Source organism: Rhodanobacter sp. G1, assembly GCF_055397855.1.
The window spans coordinates 236,604-254,824 of record NZ_AP039674.1 but is presented as its reverse complement, the minus strand read 5'-3'; the positions used below and the strand labels follow the sequence as shown (position 1 = coordinate 254,824).

General features: G+C 70.3%; 13 protein-coding genes. 4 read left to right on the top strand and 9 right to left on the bottom strand.

Translation table 11 applies throughout. The features are described 5' to 3' along the window. The first annotated feature begins 13 nt into the window (after positions 1-13). The 3 genes from ACZ5Z2_RS01000 to thrC are packed head-to-tail and all read left to right on the top strand — an operon-like array spanning position 14 to position 3,485. Positions 14-1,168: a homoserine dehydrogenase family protein gene (locus ACZ5Z2_RS01000; protein WP_464760116.1), complete on the top strand. Its 1,155-nt coding sequence runs from the start codon at positions 14-16 to the stop codon at positions 1,166-1,168. A gap of 26 nt (positions 1,169-1,194) precedes the next feature. Beyond that, a complete protein-coding gene (locus tag ACZ5Z2_RS00995; RefSeq protein ID WP_464761640.1) occupies positions 1,195-2,163 on the top strand; it encodes a homoserine kinase in 969 nt (322 codons plus the stop codon). Next, entirely contained in the window at positions 2,160-3,485 is a 1,326-nt protein-coding gene (gene thrC / locus ACZ5Z2_RS00990) for a threonine synthase (RefSeq protein ID WP_464760115.1), read from the top strand. The genes ACZ5Z2_RS00995 and thrC overlap by 4 nt, the downstream gene beginning before the upstream one ends. A 416-nt stretch (positions 3,486-3,901) precedes the next feature. Here the strand turns inward: thrC and ACZ5Z2_RS00985 are convergent, their stop codons facing one another. Further along, positions 3,902-5,503 carry a GH39 family glycosyl hydrolase gene (locus ACZ5Z2_RS00985; RefSeq protein ID WP_464760114.1) on the bottom strand — a complete coding sequence of 534 codons (1,602 nt, stop codon included), beginning with the start codon at positions 5,501-5,503 and terminating at the stop codon, positions 3,902-3,904. Between the two features lie 34 nt (positions 5,504-5,537). Then, positions 5,538-6,893, bottom strand: coding sequence for a GH1 family beta-glucosidase (locus ACZ5Z2_RS00980; protein WP_464760113.1), 1,356 nt, complete (start codon positions 6,891-6,893; stop codon positions 5,538-5,540). A gap of 146 nt (positions 6,894-7,039) precedes the next feature. Here ACZ5Z2_RS00980 and ACZ5Z2_RS00975 point away from each other — a divergent pair, with 146 nt between their 5' ends. Further along, on the top strand, positions 7,040-8,134 hold the full coding sequence (locus tag ACZ5Z2_RS00975; RefSeq protein WP_464761639.1) for an ABC transporter ATP-binding protein: 1,095 nt from the start codon (positions 7,040-7,042) through the stop codon (positions 8,132-8,134). Between the two features lie 32 nt (positions 8,135-8,166). Here the strand turns inward: ACZ5Z2_RS00975 and ACZ5Z2_RS00970 are convergent, their stop codons facing one another. The 7 genes from ACZ5Z2_RS00970 to ACZ5Z2_RS00940 form a co-directional block, all read right to left on the bottom strand. Continuing rightward, on the bottom strand, positions 8,167-10,377 hold the full coding sequence (locus ACZ5Z2_RS00970) for an alpha-N-acetylglucosaminidase (RefSeq protein WP_464760112.1): 2,211 nt from the start codon (positions 10,375-10,377) through the stop codon (positions 8,167-8,169). Positions 10,378-10,406: 29 nt separating this feature from the next. Then, the gene (locus ACZ5Z2_RS00965) at positions 10,407-11,228 is read right to left on the bottom strand and encodes a carbohydrate ABC transporter permease (protein ID WP_464760111.1); all 822 of its coding nucleotides are present in this window, start codon (positions 11,226-11,228) and stop codon (positions 10,407-10,409) included. Continuing rightward, entirely contained in the window at positions 11,225-12,103 is an 879-nt protein-coding gene (locus ACZ5Z2_RS00960) for a carbohydrate ABC transporter permease (RefSeq protein WP_464760110.1), read from the bottom strand. Before ACZ5Z2_RS00960 ends, ACZ5Z2_RS00965 begins: the two co-directional genes overlap by 4 nt. Continuing rightward, positions 12,100-13,398 carry a sugar ABC transporter substrate-binding protein gene (locus ACZ5Z2_RS00955; RefSeq protein WP_464761638.1) on the bottom strand — a complete coding sequence of 433 codons (1,299 nt, stop codon included), beginning with the start codon at positions 13,396-13,398 and terminating at the stop codon, positions 12,100-12,102. Before ACZ5Z2_RS00955 ends, ACZ5Z2_RS00960 begins: the two co-directional genes overlap by 4 nt. Before the next feature lie 53 nt (positions 13,399-13,451). Beyond that, on the bottom strand, positions 13,452-14,951 hold the full coding sequence (locus ACZ5Z2_RS00950) for a GH39 family glycosyl hydrolase (protein ID WP_464760109.1): 1,500 nt from the start codon (positions 14,949-14,951) through the stop codon (positions 13,452-13,454). Between the two features lie 9 nt (positions 14,952-14,960). Next, complete coding sequence (locus ACZ5Z2_RS00945) at positions 14,961-16,439, bottom strand: glucoamylase family protein (protein WP_464760108.1); 1,479 nt, start codon at positions 16,437-16,439, stop codon at positions 14,961-14,963. Between the two features lie 197 nt (positions 16,440-16,636). Further along, positions 16,637-18,160, bottom strand: coding sequence for a tryptophan halogenase family protein (locus ACZ5Z2_RS00940; RefSeq protein WP_464760107.1), 1,524 nt, complete (start codon positions 18,158-18,160; stop codon positions 16,637-16,639). Positions 18,161-18,221 lie beyond the last annotated feature (61 nt).

Here is an 18,221-nt window from a genome sequence, read left to right as displayed (position 1 = left end):
ACCGGAGGTCAACGTGAACACCTGTGCCTTGCCGCTCGCCAAACACCCGAACCCGCCGCCGCGCGCCTTCGCCCTGCCGGCGCGAACCACGCGCACGCGCTCGCTGGCGGTGGGCCTGATCGGCCCCGGCCGGGTCGGCGGCGCGCTGCTGGATCAGCTGCGCGCGGCGCAACCGCGGCTGCTGCACGAACGCGCGCTGGAACTGAAGCTCCGCGGCGTGGTGGCGCGCCAGCGCATGTGGCTGGACTGCGACGACGCCGAGCTCAACGGCCGCCACGCCGGCGCGCAGACCTGGCGGCCCAGCGACCTCGACGCCTTCGCCGCGCACGTGCGCGGCACGGGCGACCAGCACACGCTGCTGGTCGATTGCAGCGCCAGCGCGGCGGTGGCCGCACACTACCCGCGCTGGCTGGCCGCCGGCCTGCACGTGGTGACACCGAACAAGCTGGCCGGCAGCGGCCCGCTGGAACACTGGCACGCGATCCGCGCTGCCTGCGCGCAGGGCGCGCGCTTCCGCTACGAGGCCACCGTCTGCGCCGGGCTGCCAGTAGTGCAGACGCTGCGCGACCTACTCGACACCGGCGACGAGCTGCTCGCCGTGGACGGCATGTTCTCCGGCACGCTGGCCTGGCTGTGCAACCGCCACGACGGCCAGCAGCCGTTCTCCGCGCTGGTGCGCGAGGCGCATGCGCTGGGCTACACCGAGCCCGACCCGCGCGAGGATCTGTCCGGCCTCGACGTGGCGCGCAAGCTGGTGATCCTCGCGCGCGAGGCCGGCTGGCCGCTGTCGCTGGATCAGGTGGAGGTGGAAAGCCTGGTGCCGCCCGCGCTGGCCGCCCTGCCCCTGGACGAATGCATGCAGCGCCTGCACGAGCTCGACGCACCGATGGCCACCCGGCTCGCCGAGGTGCACACCCGCGGCGGCGTGCTGCGCCACGTGGCCAGCCTCGACCGCCACGGCCGCGCCAGCGTGCGGCTCGCCATGCTGCCCGCCACCCACCCGTTCGCGCACACGCGGCTCACCGACAACGTGGTGCAGTTCCGCACGCGCCGTTACTGCGACAATCCCCTGCTCGTGCAAGGCCCCGGCGCCGGGCCGGAAGTGACCGCGGCCGGCGTGTTCGCCGACCTGCTGCGCATCGCCGAGTCGCTGGAGCCGCGCGCATGAACGCCCCCACCCTGTTGCAGGAACCCATGAACACCTCGTCGTCCCGTCCCGCCCACCGCCGCGTCCGCGCCACCGCGTTCGCGCCCGCCTGCGTCGGCAACGTCGGCGTGGGCTTCGACATCCTCGGCCACAGCATGGCCGGCGCCGGCGACCGCGCCGAAGTGCGCCGCATCGACGAACCCGTCGTGCGCATCGCGGCGATCCACGGCACCACGCACGAACTGCCGCTGGACGCGCAGCACAACACCGCGGGCGCCGCCCTGCTCGCGCTGCGCCAAGCGCTAGGGCTGCGCCACGGCTTCGAACTCGTGCTGCACAAGGGCATCGCGCTGGGCTCGGGCATGGCCGGCTCGGCGGCCTCCTGCGTGGCCGCGCTGGTGGCGGCGAACGCGCTGCTGGAACAGCCGCTGCCGCGCGAGGCGCTGTACGGCTTCGCAATGGACGGCGAGGCGGTGGCCAGCGGCGGCCGCCACGGCGACAACGTGGGCCCGCAGCTGCTGGGCGGCCTGGCGCTGTCCACGCACGACCGGCTGCTGCGCATCCCGGTGCCGGCCGGCTGGCATTGCGCGCTGGTGCATCCGCACTTCGTGCTGGAGACGCGCAAGGCGCGCGCCGCGCTGGCCGGCGACTACGCGCTGGGCGAGTTCGTGGCGCAGAGCGCGAACCTCTCGCTGCTGCTGGCCGGCTGCTTCCGCGGCGACGTCGCGCTGGTGCGCGACGGCCTCAAGGACGTGCTGGTGGAACCACGCCGCGCGCCGCTGGTGCCCAACTTCGCCCGCGTGAAGCAGGCCGCGCTGGATCACCGCGCGCTGGGCTCCAGCATCTCCGGCGGCGGGCCCAGCGTGTTCGGCTGGTTCGAACATCGCGCCGAAGCGGAGGCGGCTGCCGTGGCGATGCGCGCGGCGTTCGCCGAAGCCGGGTTGGACAGCGATGCGTTCGTCGCGCCGATCGATGGGCCGGCGGCGGCATTGGTGGACGACGAGGTGGCGGCATGAGCGGTTCGCTGCGCTATCTCAGCACGCGCGGCCGCGCGCCCGCCGCCACGCTGGGCGAGGCCATCGCCGCGGGGCTGGCGCCTGATGGCGGCCTGTACGTGCCGGAGCGGTTGCCGACGCTCACACCCGCGGACTTCGATCCGCATGGCGCGTTGGCCGACACCGCCGCCACCCTGCTCGCGCCGTTCTTCGCGGGCGATGCGCTGGCCGCCGAATTGCCCGCGATCTGCGCCGAGGCGCTGGATTTCCCGGTACCGCTGCGTGCGCTGCCCTACCGCGACGCGCAGGTGCTGGAGTTGTTCCACGGCCCCACCGCCGCGTTCAAGGACGTGGGCGCGCGCTTCCTCGCCGCCTGCCTGCGCCGGCTGCCGCGCACGGATGCGCGGCCGCTCACCATCCTGGTCGCCACCTCGGGCGATACCGGCGCGGCGGTGGGCGCGGCCTTCCATCATCAGCCGGGCGTGCCGGATTCGAATGTGCGTGTCGCGATCCTGTATCCCGACGGCCTGGTCTCGCCGCGCCAGGCGCACCAGCTCGGCTGCTTCGGCGGCAACGTGCAGGCGCTGCGCGTGGCGGGACGCTTCGACGACTGCCAGCGCATGGTGAAAGCCGCGCTCAACGATGCCGAGCTACAGCGCGCCGTCCCGCTCAGTTCCGCCAACAGCATCAGCCTCGGCCGCCTGCTGCCGCAAATGAGCTACTACGCGCACGCCGCGTTGGCGTTCTGGCGCGAACGCGGCGAGCCGCTGAACTTCATCGTGCCCACCGGCAATCTCGGCAACGCGCTGGCCTGCCTGTGGGTGCGCGCGATGGGCCTGCCGCTGGGCGAGGTGCGGCTGGCCTGCAACGCCAACGCCACCTTGCCCGAGTTCTTCGCCGGCCACGACTACGCGCCGCGCGAAGCCGTTGCCACGCTCGCCAACGCGATGGACGTGGGCGCGCCCAGCAACTTCGAGCGCCTGCGCTGGACGTTCGGCGACGACGCCGCACTGCGCCGCACCCTGCAGGCCGAAAGCGTGGACGACGCCGCCATCCGCCGTACCGTCGCGGCGCACGCCCGCGAGCACGGCGAGACGTTCTGCCCGCACACCGCCACCGCCCTGCACCGCCTCGACCGCCTGCGCGAACAGGGCGACGACCGGCCGTGGGCGGTGGTTGCCACCGCGCACCCCGCGAAGTTCGAGCAGGTGGTGGAGCCGCTGGTCGGCCACGCCGTCGGCGTGCCGTCCGCGCTGGCCGCGATGCTGCAACGCTCGGCCAGCGCGGCGCCGCTGGCGGCGGACGACGAGGCGCTGAAGCACTGGTTGCGTGAGCTGGATTGAATCCCCGCCAGACCGCTCCAGCTCCGACCTCGCCCTGGCCATTGCTTCTGCGCGCAGGAGCACGCCGCTTTACCCGGGGCCCCTCGGCGGCGGTGAGGCGTGGACGATCAGGCCGCGCAGCGGGCATCGCCAAGGATGGCGATGCCTTTTCGACCGGGCAGGAGCCCGGCCGAAAAGCCCGGCCACGCCTCACGGACTCGCAGGGCAGGATGCCCGGAGAGCGCCTCCGCGGGGTGGCCTTCTCTTTTGGTTACTTTTCTCTTGGCCACGCAAGAGAAAAGTAACTCGGGCTGCGACAGCAGCACGAAACCGCTTCGTCGCTTGCGACAACAGCCCAGAGCCAAAGCCCCTCTCCCCCAACCCCTCTCCCGCAAGCGGGCGAGGGGATAAAAGCAAAAGCGGCAGCAAACTCCTGCTCAACGCACCTCGACCACCACCAGCCCCTGCGGCGGAATGTCGATACCGAACTTGCCGCCGTGCAGCGCCACCTGCTCCGGCGCGGCCATCTGCCCGGCCACGCGCAGCTGCTTGATCTGCTCGCGCGAGGGGAAGGCCGGGCGGCCCATCTTGTCGAACGTGGCGATCACGTTGCCGTGCGTCTCGTCCAGGCGCCACACCGTCGCCGCGGCGTGCGCCGGCAGCGCGGACAGGTCGATCTCGAAGTGCTTCGCGGCGCCCTTCGGCTGGCCGACGGTGTAGGCGGCGGTGTCGCCCACCGGCGGCGCGTAGTTCCACAGCGCCAGCACCAGGGTGCCGTCGGCGCGGCGGGTGACCAGCGCGGAGTCGGAGGTCGACGGCAGCCGCACGTCGCCCAGTTTGTGCAGCATCGCGAAGGCGTTGAAGGATGGCTTGGGGATGCCGTCCTCGGCGATCAGGCCGAAGCCGCCGTAGAACGGCGAGCGCACCACGCCGCCTTCCTCGAACACGTCGGAGAACGACCAGTAGCTCATCGCGTCCACCTTGCCCGCGCAGGCGCGGATGGTGTTGGCCAGCCACGGGCCCATGTACACCGAGTCGGTGACGTTGGGCAGGTTGGCGTAGGAGGCGTTGAACTCGCTCATGATGAAGGGCAGCTTCGGATACGGCGAGGCCAGCACCTCCTTGTGCACCTTGTCCACCGCGCGGCACACCATGTCCTTGCGCGGGATCTTCTCGTCGGTGTGGAACACGTTGTCCGCGGTGTCGTCGCCGTAGACGTGGGTGCTGACAAAGTCCACCGGCACGTTGCCGTCGTGCACGTGCTTGAGGAAGCCGGTGACCTCCGCGGCCTGCGCCGTGGCCGGGCCGCCCACGCGCAGGCGCGGGCTCACCGACTTCAGCGCGCGCGCGGTGTGGTCGTACAGCGTGTAGTAGGTCGGCATCTTGGGCTTGCCGCCCCAGAAGCCGATGTTCGGCTCGTTCCACACCTCGAAGTACCACTGCGACACTTCATCGATGCCGTAGCGCGCGATCAGGTGCTGCGCGAGGGCGCGGATCATGCCGTCCCACAGCGCCCAGCTCTTGGGCGGCGCGATGTTCGGGCGGTACCAGAAATCCTGGATCAGCTTGGGATCGGACGACATGTCGTCCGGCATGAAGCCCAGTTCCACGAAGGGGCGCACGCCGCGTTCCAGCAGGCCGTCGTAGATCTGGTCGACGTAGGAGAAGTTGTAGACGGGCTCGCCACCCTTGTCCGACTTGTCGGCGGCGTTGTAGAACGGCTGGCCGTTCTTGCCGAGCTGGAACAGGCCCACCTCGCGGTCGAGGATGCCGTGGAAGCGCACGTAGCCGAAGCCGGTGGCCTGCTTCACCGCAACCAGATCCTTGCGGTAGTCGTCGCGCAGCGCCAGCACGGCGCGGCCGGAGCCGAACATCTGCTCCCAGTAGTGCGGGAACGGCGTGCCCGCCGCCTTCGCGTCGACCGCGATCCGCACGTCGTCGCCGGCGGCTGGCGCGGCCTGCGCCGCGCCCAGCGCGAACAGGCTTGCCGCCAGCAGGCCCAGCGCGGTTCGGCGCAGCATCGTCTTGGTGTTCTTCATGTCGTCTCCCCTGCGCCCTTGCGCACGATGGTTCTCACGATTCGCCCAGTGCTTCGCCGTGGCTTGCGATCACGCGCGCGTACAGCTTCCCGCTGGCCTTGGGCGTGCGCTTCTGCGTGGCGAAATCGACGTGGTACAGGCCGAAGCGCTTGGCGTAGCCCAGCGACCATTCCAGGTTGTCCAGCAGCGACCACGCGTAATAGCCGCGCAGATCCACGCCGGCCTCGATGGCGCGGTGCGCGGCCTGCAGGTGCTTGCGCAGGTAGTCCGTGCGCAGCGGATCCTCCAGCAGCGCGCCCTCCACCGTCGGCGGGTCGTAGAAGGCCGAACCGTTCTCGGTGATGTAGAGCGGGATGTCGCCGTAGCGCTCGCGGAATCCGGTGAGCATGTCGACCAGGCCCTGCTCGTAGACCTCCCAGCCGGTTTCGGTACGCGTGTGCTGCGGCTGCGGCACCGGCGCGGCGCGCAGCGGGAACGCATCGGCATCGTGCCGCACCACCGCGCGCGTGTAGTAGTTGAGGCCGACGAAATCGACCGGCTGCTTGGTCAGCTCGAAATCGTCCGCGGGGAAGTCCGGCCATGCCCGGCCGTACACCTCCGCCAGTTCCGGCGGATAGCTGCCCAGCAGCGCCGGGTCGGCGAACTGCAGGTTCATGTAGGCATTGGCACGGCGCGTGGCGGCGAGGTCTTCCGCACTGTCGGAAGCCGGATACTTGGGTTCGATGTTGAACACCACGCCGATCTCGTGCCTGCCGTGCGCGCGGTAGGCCTGGATGCCCGCGCCGCTGGCGCGCATCAGGTTGTGCGCGGCCAGCGGCGCCTCGAACGGGCTGCGGTGGCCGGGCGCCAGCGTGCCGTTCAAGTAGCCGCCGTCGACCACCACCCACGGTTCGTTGAGCGTGCTCCAGTGCGGCACGCGATCGTCCAGCGCCTTGTACATCGTCGCCGCGTACTCGGCGAACCAGTGCGCGATGTCGCGGTTGAGCCAGCCGCCGCGGTCGTCCAGCGCCGCCGGCAAGTCCCAGTGGAACAGCGTGACGTTCGGCGCGATGCCGTTCTCCAGCAGCTCGTCCACCAGCCGCGAGTAGAAGTCCAAACCCTTGGCGTTGACGCGCCCGGTGCCCTCGGGCAGCACGCGCGCCCAGTTCACGCTGAAGCGGTAACTCTGCAGGCCCAGCGCGCGCATCAGTTGCACGTCGTCCTTGTAGCGGCGGTAATGGTCGCAGGCCACGTCGCCGTGGTCGCCGTTCGCCATCATCCCCGGCGTGTGCGCGAAGCGCTGCCAGATGCTGGGGCCGGCGCCGTCCACCAGCGGCGAGCCCTCGATCTGGTAGGCGGAGGTGGCCGCGCCCCAGAGGAAGCCGTCCGGAAAGCGGTAACGTCGGGTCATGGATTGCAAAACTCTCGAATGCCGCACTGCGGCTTGATGTAACCGTTTACATCCCGAGAATAGCCGAACGCCGTCCCGGGATGCACGCCCTTTCCTGCCACGGCGATCACCGCAGCGCGGTGACCACCTGGGAGCACGCCACGCCGATGGCCACCGTCAGTCTCGACAACCTGCGCAAGGTCTATCCCAACGGCCACGTCGGCGTGGCCGGCGCCAGCTTCGACATCGCCGACGGCGAACTGCTGGTGCTGGTCGGCCCCTCCGGCTGCGGCAAGACCACGCTGCTGCGCATGCTCGCGGGACTGGAAACCATCAGCAGCGGCACGCTGCGCATCGGCGGCCGCGTGGTGAACGCCGTGGCGCCGAAGGATCGCGACATCGCGATGGTGTTCCAGAACTACGCGCTCTACCCGCACATGACGGTGGCCGAGAACCTCGGCTTCGGCCTGCGCCTGCGCGGCACGCCGCGCGCGGAGATCGCGCGGCGCGTGGACGAGATCGCGCGCCTGCTGGAACTGGAGCAGCGGCTGGACGCGCGCCCCGCCGCGCTGTCCGGCGGCCAGCGCCAGCGCGTGGCGCTGGGCCGCGCGATGGTGCGCCAGCCCGCGGTGTTCCTGCTCGACGAGCCGCTGTCCAACCTCGACGCGCGGCTGCGCCTGTCGATGCGTGTGGAGATCGCGCGGCTGCACCTCCGCTTCGGCACTACCACGGTCTACGTCACCCACGACCAGGTCGAGGCGATGACGCTGGGCCAGCGCATCGTGGTGTTCGACCAGGGCGCGATCCAGCAGATCGACACGCCGATGAAGCTCTACGAGCGCCCCGCCAACCTGTTCGTGGCCGGCTTCCTCGGCAGTCCGGCGATGAACCTGCTGCGCGGCGCGCTGCATGCGGACGACGGCCTGTTGCTGGCCACGGCAGGCGGCACGATACGGCTCGGCACGCCGCCGCAGATGGATGCGCTCGCCGATTGGCGCGATCGTGAAGTGGTGCTCGGCGTGCGCCCGGAAGACCTGCGCCCGCTCGCTACCGACGATCCCATGGCCGCGCTGGAAGCACGGCTGGAAGTGCTGGAGCCGGTGGGCAACGAGGTCTTCCTCAACCTGCGCCACGGCGAATTGCCGCTGATCGTGCGCACGCCGCCGGGCATCGCCTGCGCGCCGGGCGACACCGTGCGCCTGGGCATCGCCACGCAGCGCCTGCACTTCTTCGACCCGGCCGACGGCACGCGCATCGGCTGAGGCGGCAAGGCCATGCGTGGCAGGGCAGCGGCTCACGGCTTGCAGACTCCGAGCCGCCGCGCCACCTCGGACGCCAGTCGCCACGGATCGCCCTGCGGCGTGGTCGGTTCCGTCGCGCGCGACATCGCCCATGCGTGTTCCATCGCGTACCAGTCGATCGCCGCTGGCGGCTTGCCCGTCGCCAGCGACTGCTCCAGCGACGCGAAGAAGCGCCGCCAGCGCGGTTCGTACAAGCCGCTCACCAGGCCGGACAGCTCGCGGTTGGCGTAATCGTGCAGGCCGCCGCGATCGGCGCCGCCGCGGTCGCCCCAGATGGTGATCAAGGTGCGCTGGTCGTACTCGAACTGCGCCGCTTCGGCGTCGTTGCCCGCCGCCGCGCGCGCCGGCGCCAGCCAGTTGCCGAGCAGGAAACCGGGATCGCTGGCGAGCAGGCGGTCGAGCAGCGCCATGTTGTCCAGCCACTCGCCGGACAGCGCGCGCAAGCGCGCGGCGTCCTTCGCCGCGTAGGCCGCCTTGATCCGCGGCAGCAGCAGGCGCGCATGGTTGTCCATGGTCTGCCGCGCCACGTCCACCACGTCGTGGCGATACGCGCTGGTGTCGCGCAACACCGGCGCCACCTGCAACAGTTCGCAGATGGCCTGGTCGAAACGCCCGGCGTCGTAGCGCATCGCCTTCGGCGACCAGGTCGCCGCCGTGGCCACATCCTGCGCGGGGCGCGCGCCGAACAGGCCGTCCTGCGGCTCCGAGTCGCCGTCCGACGGCATGGCGTAGGCGGTTTCGCCGAGGATGCGCCACGCGGCCTCGGCATGCGCGTCGGCGCCGCCGTAGCGGCTGTCGGCATAGGCCTCGAACCATGCGGCTTCATCATGCGGCAGCGGTTCCCATGCCAGCGCGGTGAACAGCGCGAACGCGGCCGGGTCGATGCTGCTGGCCTCGGGCATCCACGCGATGCCGCGCAGCTGGCTGCCGGGCTTGTCGCGCCACGCGGCGAAGCGCCGCAGCCACACGCCGGCGTTCGCGCCCAGCGTGCTGTGGCCGCCGAAGTTGGGGATGCTGCCGAAGGCATACGGCGTGCCGTGCCAGTCCCGTTCGCGATCCAGTCCCTCGTAGCGATCCGACAAGCCGTCGACGATCAGCAGATGCTGCCTGTCGACCGCATCGAGCACCGCCGGCAACGGGTTGTGCTGCCAGCCCAGCAGCACCCAGCGCGCGCCGGGATGCGCGGCCTGCAAGGCCTTCATCACGCCGCGCGCGGCCTCCGCCACCGGCACCTTGCCGGCGCTGCCGCCCTCGTGCAGCAGATCCATCTTGTACATCCCGGCATCGCCGAACAACGCGCGCTGCCGGCGATAGAAATCCGCGGCGATCTTCGCGTAGAGCGGATCGCGCGGATCGAGCCAGTCCGGCCGCGCGAAGCCCGCCCACATGCCCTGCGGCACCACGTTCGCGCCGGGATGCTTCGCCGCGAAACCCGGCGGCACCGTGCCGAACCAGCCGGGGAACACCGGCGCCATGCCCAGCTCGCGCAGGCGCGCCACGATCTTCCGCGCCAGCGCCACGCGCCGTGCGTACTGCGGCGGCGACAGCGGCGCGTCGAACCCGGACATGTTCTGCAGCAGCCACCACGGCTGGTGCCCCGGCGCGGGAATCCACGCGCGCATCTCGGCATCGCCGTAGCCGAAATCCCGGAAGGTGCGGCGGTACACCTCCTCCGTGCCGACCGGCATGAACACCTCGTCGATGCCGTGCAGCGCGAGCAGGTCGATCTTGCGCTGCCACGCCGGCCAATCCAGGTAGGCGTTCGAGTAGCCGTCGTCGGTATCGTTCAATGCGTAACGATCCGGCACGGCGGCGCGGCGCCCGATGGGCGACGACGGCGCCGGCAGCGTGGCCGGCAGGCGCGCAAGGCTGTCGCCCGGCCAGCCGATGGCGACGTGCGCCGCCTGCTCCAGATAGGTTTCCACGCCGGTGAGGATGACCGCGGGCGAAGTACCCGCCACCACGATGTGTCCAGCCGTGCCGCGCACCTCGAAGCGATCCGCACCCTGCCCGCGATCCAGCGCGACGAGGATGAACTGCGCCTGCTGCGCGGGCAGCAGGCGTTGCAGCGCCGCGCGTGCCGGCGCGGTGTCGAAGGCCGGCTTCGCCGGCGCGGCGGCGGATGCGCCGCAGAAGCCCATGCCCGACAACCCGCAGACCAGCACGGCCAGCATGCGCCCGCGCGATTTTGCACGGCCCGCCATGGAAAGCTTCCGCAAGCGCATGCCCATCCTCATCCCTTGACGCCGCCCAGCAGCAAACCATCGAGGTAATGCCGCTGCATGACAAGGAACAAGGCCAGCACCGGCAGCACGGTGAGCACCGAGCCGGCCATCATCTGCTCGGTGCCCTCGGTGTGCTCGCGCGCCATCGAGGCCAGCCCCAGCGGCAGCGTGTAATGGCCCTGCCCGGTCAGCTCGATCAGCGGCCACATGAAGTCGTTCCACGCGGTGAGGAAGGTGAGGATCGCCAGCGTCGCCACCACCGGCCGCAGCAGCGGCAACACGATGCGCAGGAAGATGTGCAGCTCGCCGGCGCCGTCGATGCGCGCCGCCTCCAGCAACTCGTCGGGCAGGCCGCGTGCGTACTGGCGCACCAGGAAGATGCCGAGCACCGAGGCCATGCCCGGCAGCATCACGCCCACGTAGGTATCCACCAGGCCCGCGTACTTGAACATCAGGAACAGCGGCAGCAGCGCCACCTGCGCCGGCACCACCAGCAGGCCGAGCAACACGCGGAACAGTCGCTCGCGTCCCGCGAAGCGCAGCTTGGCGAAGGCGTAGCCGGCCAGCAGGTTGAACGCCAGCGACAGCAGCGCGATGCCGCCGGAGATCAGCAGGCTGTTGAACAGGTAGCGCCCGATGCCCTCGTGCGCGAACAACTCCCGGTAGTTGTCCAGTACGGGATGCGCCGGCCACAGCGGCGGCGGCAAGGTGTTGGACGTGCCGGCCGGCATGAACGACACCGCGAGCATCCACAGCAGCGGAAACAGCGCCACCGCCGCGCCGCCCAGCAGCAGGCCGTTGATCAGCGCCTTCGCCAGCCGCGGGTTCATCCTGCCTCCTGCCGCCGCGCCAGCCGCAGCATCGCCGCGGTCACCGCGAACATCACCAGGAACAGCACGAAGGCCTCCGCCGTGGCGGTGCCGAGGTTCCACCACTGGAAGCCGTCCTCGTACATCAGGTACAGCACGCTGGTGGTGCTCTCCAGCGGGCCGCCCTCGGTCATCACGTAGGGCTCGGCGAACAGCTGGAAATAACCCGACACGGTGAGGATCGCCACCATCAGCAGGGTCGGCCCCAGCATCGGCAGGGTGATGTGGCGGAACTGCCGCCACGCCGAGGCGCCGTCGATGCGCGCCGCCTCGTACAGCTCGGCGGGCACCGCCTGCAGGCCGGCGAGCAGGATGATCATGTTGTAGCCGAAGTTCTTCCACACCGCGAACAGGATGATGGTGGGCATCGCCCAGTGCGGATCGCCCAGCCAGTCCACCGGATGGATGCCGAGCATGCCGAGCAGGTGGTTGGCCCAGCCATACTTGGTGTTGAACAGGTAGCGCCACACCACCGCCGTCGCCACCGCGGTGGTCACCACCGGTGCGAACAGCGCGGTGCGGAAGAACGCCTTGCAGCGCGCCAGCGGCGAGTGCAGCAGCAGCGCCGCGCCCAGCGAGGCCGCCAGCGACAGCGGCACGCCCACCGCCACGAAGTAGAACGTGTGCCCCAGCGCGGCCCAGAACTGCGGCCGGTGCAGCAGCATCCAGTAGTTGCCCAGCGCCACGAAGCGCAGATTGTGCAGATTGGCCAGCGCGTAGAGGTCGTAGTCGGTGAAGCTCAGCGCCAGCGCGCCCAGCACCGGCAGCAGGAAGAACACCGCCAGCACCAGCAGCGCCGGTGCGAGGAACAGCCACGCCGCGCGCGAGGGCTTCATCGCCGCGCCTCCAGCAGCGAGCGTCGCTTGGCGAGAATGCCGTCGGCCTGGCGATCCATCTCCGCCGCGGCCTGATCCACCGTCAGCTCGCCGGCCACGGCGCGCGCGGCGACCTGCTGCATCATCACCGCGATGCGTTCCCACTCCGGCACCGCCGGCGTGGGCTTCACGCGTTCGAGCTGGTCGCGAAAGGCGCGCATGGCCACATCATCCTGCAACAACGGGCTGTCCCAGCTGCTGCGTCGCGGCGGCATGTCGCCGGTGAGCCGGTAGAAGCGCTGCTGCACCTGCGGCTGCGACAGGTACTCGACCAGCGCCCACGCCGCGCGCTGGTGCTTCGACGCGCGGAACACCACCAGGCTGGCGCCGCCGGCCAGTCCCGCGCCGGGGCCGTCCGGGCCGGGCAGCGGCGCGGTGGCCCAGTCGCCCTGCTCGCTCGCCGGCAGGCGCTTGCGGAATTCGGCGACGTTCCACGGCCCCGAGAAGTAGAACGCGTACACGCCGCGACCGAACTCCTCCCATGGGTTGCCCACTTCCACGTTGGTGACCACCGGCGCCTGCCGCAGGCGGAAGGTGTCCACGTAGAAGGTCAGCGCGCGCTTGAAGCCGGCGCTCTCGAAATTGCCGCGGCTGTCGTCGTCGCGCAGCAGCGGATCGGGTTGCTGCAAGGCCAGCGACAGCAGCTGCTCGTACTCGTTGGTCGGCAGCAGGATGCCGTAGACCTTGCGCGCGGGATGGCTGAGCGCGGCCAGCATGCGCCGCCATTCGGCCCAGTCGCGCGGCGGCGCGTCGAAGCCGGCCTGCTTCAGCAGGTCACTGCGGTAGAACAGCAGGCGCGTGTCCACGTACCACGGGATGCCGTAGAGCTGGCCGCCGCTGACGTTGGTGGCCCAGATGCTGGCGAAGTAATCCGGCGGCGCCACCGCCGCCGAGGCGGCGACGCGCTGCTGCAACGGCGCCAGCGCATGCAGCGCCACCATCTCCGGCAGCCAGGTGTTGCCGAGCTGGGCCATGTCCGGCGCGGTGCCGCCGGCGATCGCGGTGAGCAGCTTCTGGTGCGCCGCGCTCAGCGGCAGCTGCTGCACCTCGACACGGATCTCCGGATGCGCGCGCTCGAAATCCGGCAGCAGCTTCGCGACCGCATCGCCCTCGGGGCCGAACGTCCAGAACACCAGCGTGTCGCCGCGCCCGTGCGTGCAGCCGGCGAGGCACAGCGCGGCGAGAACCGCCGCCGCGCGCACGCCTCGCCGGAATCCGCCGCGCACCCGCTCCGCGCCGCGCGCCGCCGGAGCGATGCGCCCGTGAGGGCGGACGCATCGCTCGTCGGCATGTCCGCGGCGGCTCATGCTCAGTGCCCCGCCACCGTCACCAGCACCAGGGCGTTGGGTTCCAGCGTCAAGGTCAGCGCGCCGTGGTCGAGATGTGCCTGCGCCGGCGGCGGCAAGGCCGTGGCGGCGTTCATCTGCGCCACCTGCGCCATCGTCGGGTAGCGCGGGCTGCCCATGCGGGCGTAGATCGGCAGCACGTTGCCGTGTTCGTCGTCCACGCGCTGGATCGTCACGCGGGCATCCGCAGGCAGGTGGTCGAATTTCAAGCGCAGAGTGCGCGTGGTGCCGGGTTGTCCTGGATCGACCAGGTTCCACGCCGCGATGGCCAGGCTGCCGTCCGGCTTGCGCGTGACGATCGCGTCGCGGGCGTCGTTCGCCAGCCGCTGGTCGCCCAGCTGGTGCAGCAGCGCGAAGTCGTAATAGCTGGGCTTGTCGATGCCGCCGCTGGCGCGCAGGCCGAACTGGCCGTCGAACGGCTCGGGGCTTGGGCCGCCTTCCTCGAACACGTCGGAGAACGTCCAGAACGACATCATGTCCACCCGCCCGTCGCACTCGCGCACCGTGTTCGCCAGCGCGGGGCCGACGTAGGTGGTGTCGCGCAGATTGTCGCGCCCGGGCACGTTCCATTCGGTCCAGAACAGGGGCAGGCGCGGCAGCGGCGAGGCGGCGATCTCGCCGCGCACCTTGTCGATGGCGCGGCATACGCGATCGTCTTCCGGCACCGGGGTATCGTTGTGGAACAGGTTCTCCACCGTGTCGTCCGCATAGCCGTGCGAGGAAACGAAATCCACCGGCACATGCTCCTTCGCCGCATGCGCCAGGAAGTCGCCGACCCACGCGGCCGCCGCGGTGGCCGGGCCGCCCACGCGCAGGCGCGGGCTGACCGACTTCAGCGCACGCGCGGTGTGGTCGTACAGCTCGAAGTACGACGCCTGGCGCGGCACGCCGCCCCAGAAGTCGATGTTCGGCTCGTTCCATACCTCGAAGTACCACTGCGACACTTCGTCGATGCCGTAGCGCTGCACCAGGTGTTGCGCGAAGGCGCGGATCAGGCCGTCCCAGCGCTCGTAGTCCTTCGGCGGCGACACGTTGGGCTTGTACCAGAACGCATGCAGCGCGTCGGGGTTGGCCGCCAGCTTCTTCGGCATGAAGCCGATCTCCACCACCGGCCGCACGCCGTTGCGCAGCAGGCCGTCGTAGATGCGATCCACCTTGGTGAAGTTGTAGACCGGCTCGCCGTGCTCGTCCTCGGTGTAGACGCCGTTCTCGTCGTCGAGGATGCCGTGGAAGCGCACGTAGCGGAAGCCGGTGACGCGCTTCACCGCGCGCAGGTCGTCGCGGTAGTCCTCGCGCAGGCTCAGCGCGGCGCGGCCGGAGCCGAACATCCGTTCCCAGAAGTGCGGGAACGGCGTGGCCGTGGCCGCGGCATCGATGCGCACGGTCTGCGGCGACGCCGCCTGCGCCCACGCGGGCGACGCGACGGCGCAGGCGATGGCAATGGCGGTGAACAGGCGACGCATCGTGCTTCCTCAGTGTGGCGCGGCTTGCGCGCGCTCCAGCCAGCCGCCGGTGAAGCCGGCGCGTTGCAGGCCGCGGCGGACGTACGGGTTCTTCTTCATCACCTTCCACACCAAGCCGCTGCGCCAGTTCTCGATCATCAGCAGGATCGGCCCCTGGTCGATGCCCAGCTGCTGGTTGTCGGCCCAGCCGAAGCCGGGATAGCTGTGGCCGTTCTCGGGCGTGCCGTGGAAGCTGGGATTGAAGGCGTCGACGAAGCCGTAGCGGCTGTAGATGTAGCGGCCGTAGCGCTGCTTCATCGCCATCAGCGCGGGCAGCGCGATGGACGGCGCGAACGCGATGGAACCGCCCGCCGCGGTGGGCGCGATGGTGCCGTCGTCGGTGATGTCGTCCAGCCCCGCGCCGCGCGCCATGTAGCTGCTGAAACGGCGCACGCCCTGCGGCGAGTTCTCGGTGACGTCGCCCGGCCCGTCGCTGGCGGTGAGGCCCCATACGTCGGCGCCGTAGCCCGTCCAGTGGCCGGGATTGGCGATGGCGTAGGCGCGCTGCGCGTAAGTCGCCAGGCGTCCGTTCTCCGCGTAGTCGAGGTCGTGCGCGCGGCTCCAGGCATCGCGGATGCCGCGGAAGTCCACCCACGATTCGGTGTACTGGTGGCCGAACAGCGGGCCGAAGTTGAGGAAGGTGTAGCCCTGGAACGTGCCCCACTGCTGCGGATAGCTCGCGCACCATGCGGCCCACGCGTCCGCGTCCACCGGGTGCGTGGGCGAACCCAGCGCGAGGATGTACACCAGCTTGCCCTCGTCGTAGCCCTTCCAGTCGTCGTCGATGAACTTGCCGCCCGGCGTCCAGCCCATGCTGATCAGCGGCTTGCGCACCTGCATCCACGGCCAGTCGACGGCGCGGTAGAGCCGGTCGGCGAGCTGGCGGATCTCGCGCTCCTGCGGCGTGTCGCGGTCGTAGTAGCTCTCGGCGAACAGCACGCCGCCCAGCAGCAACGTGGTGTCCACGCTGGACAGCTCCACCCCGCGCCCGTAGCGGAGGCCGGTCTGCATGTCGAGGAAGTGGTAGAAGAAGCCGTGGTAGCCGGCGGTATCGTCCTCGCCGGCATTCTGCGGGGCCGCCGCGAAGAAGCGCAAGGTGGTCAGGGTGCGCTGCACCGCCTGCGCGCGCGTGACGTAGCCGCGCTCGACGCCGATGCCGTAGGCGGTGAGGCCGAAGCCCACGGCGGCGATCGAGGAGAAGGTGTGGTTGGGCCACGAGTCCGGCACCAGGCCGGTGTACGGGTCGGCACTCTCCCAGAACCAGTCGAAGGTACGGCGTTCGAGGTCGTCCACGAAGGCCCGCTGGTCGGGCGCGAGCTTCTGCCAGGTCAGCGTGTCGGGCGGCAATGGCGCCGCCGGTTGTGCCGCGCGCGCCGGGACACCCGCAACGAGCACCGCCAGGACGGCGGCCGCGAAGATGTGCAATCGACGCCATGGGGATGAAAACATTTGAACCTCGTGTCGATGAATCGTTTCAGCGGGACTTTTGCGAAACCCGTTCGCCCTGAGCGTAGCGTCGAAGGCGCGACGCGGGTTGCGGACATGGTTGACCGTGTTGTGAGGAGCGCGGAAGTCGAAGGGCCACGCATTCGCGGGAAACATGTGTTCCGTGGCTTCGTCCACCACGCCCGACGCAACGGCTCCGATCAGGCGGCCTCCATCGCCTGTGCCGGACAGACCTTGTCGATGAAAGCCTGGTGCATGGGCATCGCCTCCACGCAGGCGTTCACCACCTGGCTCACGCTGGCCATGAAGCCGGCGAGATCCTTGTCCGGCATCTGATCCACCAGCGGGTGGTAACTGCGCGGCACGATGCGCTGGCCCAGCATCACCTGCACCCAGCTCGGCGTGGCGAACATCTCCTCGCCGTCGCGGTAGAAGCGGCCGCTGTCGCGGAACAGGCGGATGTATTCCTCGAGCTGCTCCGGCACCGGCATGGTGCGGCAGTAGTTCCAGAACGGCGTGTCGTCGCGCTCGGTGGCGTGGTAGTGCAGTATCAGGAAATCGCGGATGCGCTCGTACTCGAAGCGCGCGCGCGTGTTGTAGCGCTCGATCAGCACCGGGCTGAAATCGCGCTGCGGCCACATGTCGAGCAGGCGCGCAATGCCGGACTGGATCATGTAGATGCTGGTGGATTCCAGCGGCTCCAGAAAGCCGGCGGCCAGGCCCAGCGCGACCACGTTGCGGTTCCACGCCTGCTTGCGCGCGCCGGTGGTGAAGCGCAGCAGGCGCGGCTCGCCCAGCGGCTCGGCGTCCAGGTTCGCCAGCAGCACGGCGGCAGCCTCGTCGTCGCTCATGTGCACGCTGCAGTAGACGTGGCCGTTGCCGGTTCGGTGCTGCAGCGGGATGCGCCACTGCCAGCCGGCCGGCCGCGCGGTCGAACGCGTGTACGGGGTGAGTTGCGCCACTCGCTCGCAACCCACCGCCAACGCACGGTCGCAGGGCAGCCAGTGCGAGAAATCGTGGTAGCCGGTGTGCAGGGCCTGCTCGATCAGCAGGCCGCGGAAGCCGGAGCAGTCGATGAACAGGTCGCCCTCGATGCGTTCGCCGCTTTCCATTGCTAGCGCCGAGACGAAGCCGTCGTCCGGCCGCAATTCCACGCTGGCGATCCTGCCCTCGGTGCGGCGCACGCCGCGCTGCTCGGCGTAGCGGCGCAGGAAGCGCGCGTACAGCCCGGCGTCGAAATGGTAAGCGTAGGCGACGTTCGCCAACGGCGAGTTCGCCGGCACGTCGGTCGCGGAAGGCATGAACCGCCCACGCGGCGCCGCCACCGTGTTGAGCGAATAGGCGCCGATGTCCATGGCCACGCCGCGCTGCCTGGCCTTGATCCAGAACTGGTGGAACGGCAGCAGGCTGATGTCGTGTCCGATTTCGCCGAAGCCGTGCACATAGCTGTCGCCCAGCCGCGCCCAGTCGTTGAATTGCACGCCGAGCTTGAACGTGCCCTGGGTGTTGCGCACGAACTCGACGTCGTCGATGCCCAGCAGGTTGTTGAACAGCTTGAGGTGCGGCACGGTGCCTTCGCCGACGCCGACGGTGCCGATTTCCTCGGATTCCACCAGGCGGATCGCGCACTCGCCGCCCAGCACCTTGGAAAACGCCGCAGCCGCCATCCAGCCAGCGGTGCCGCCACCGGCGATGACGATGCGTTTGATGCGCATGTCGGTCATGAAGTGCTCCGGCAACGGATCGTGCTGCGGAATGGCCGGGGTGCGCGCGGCACCCCGGCCG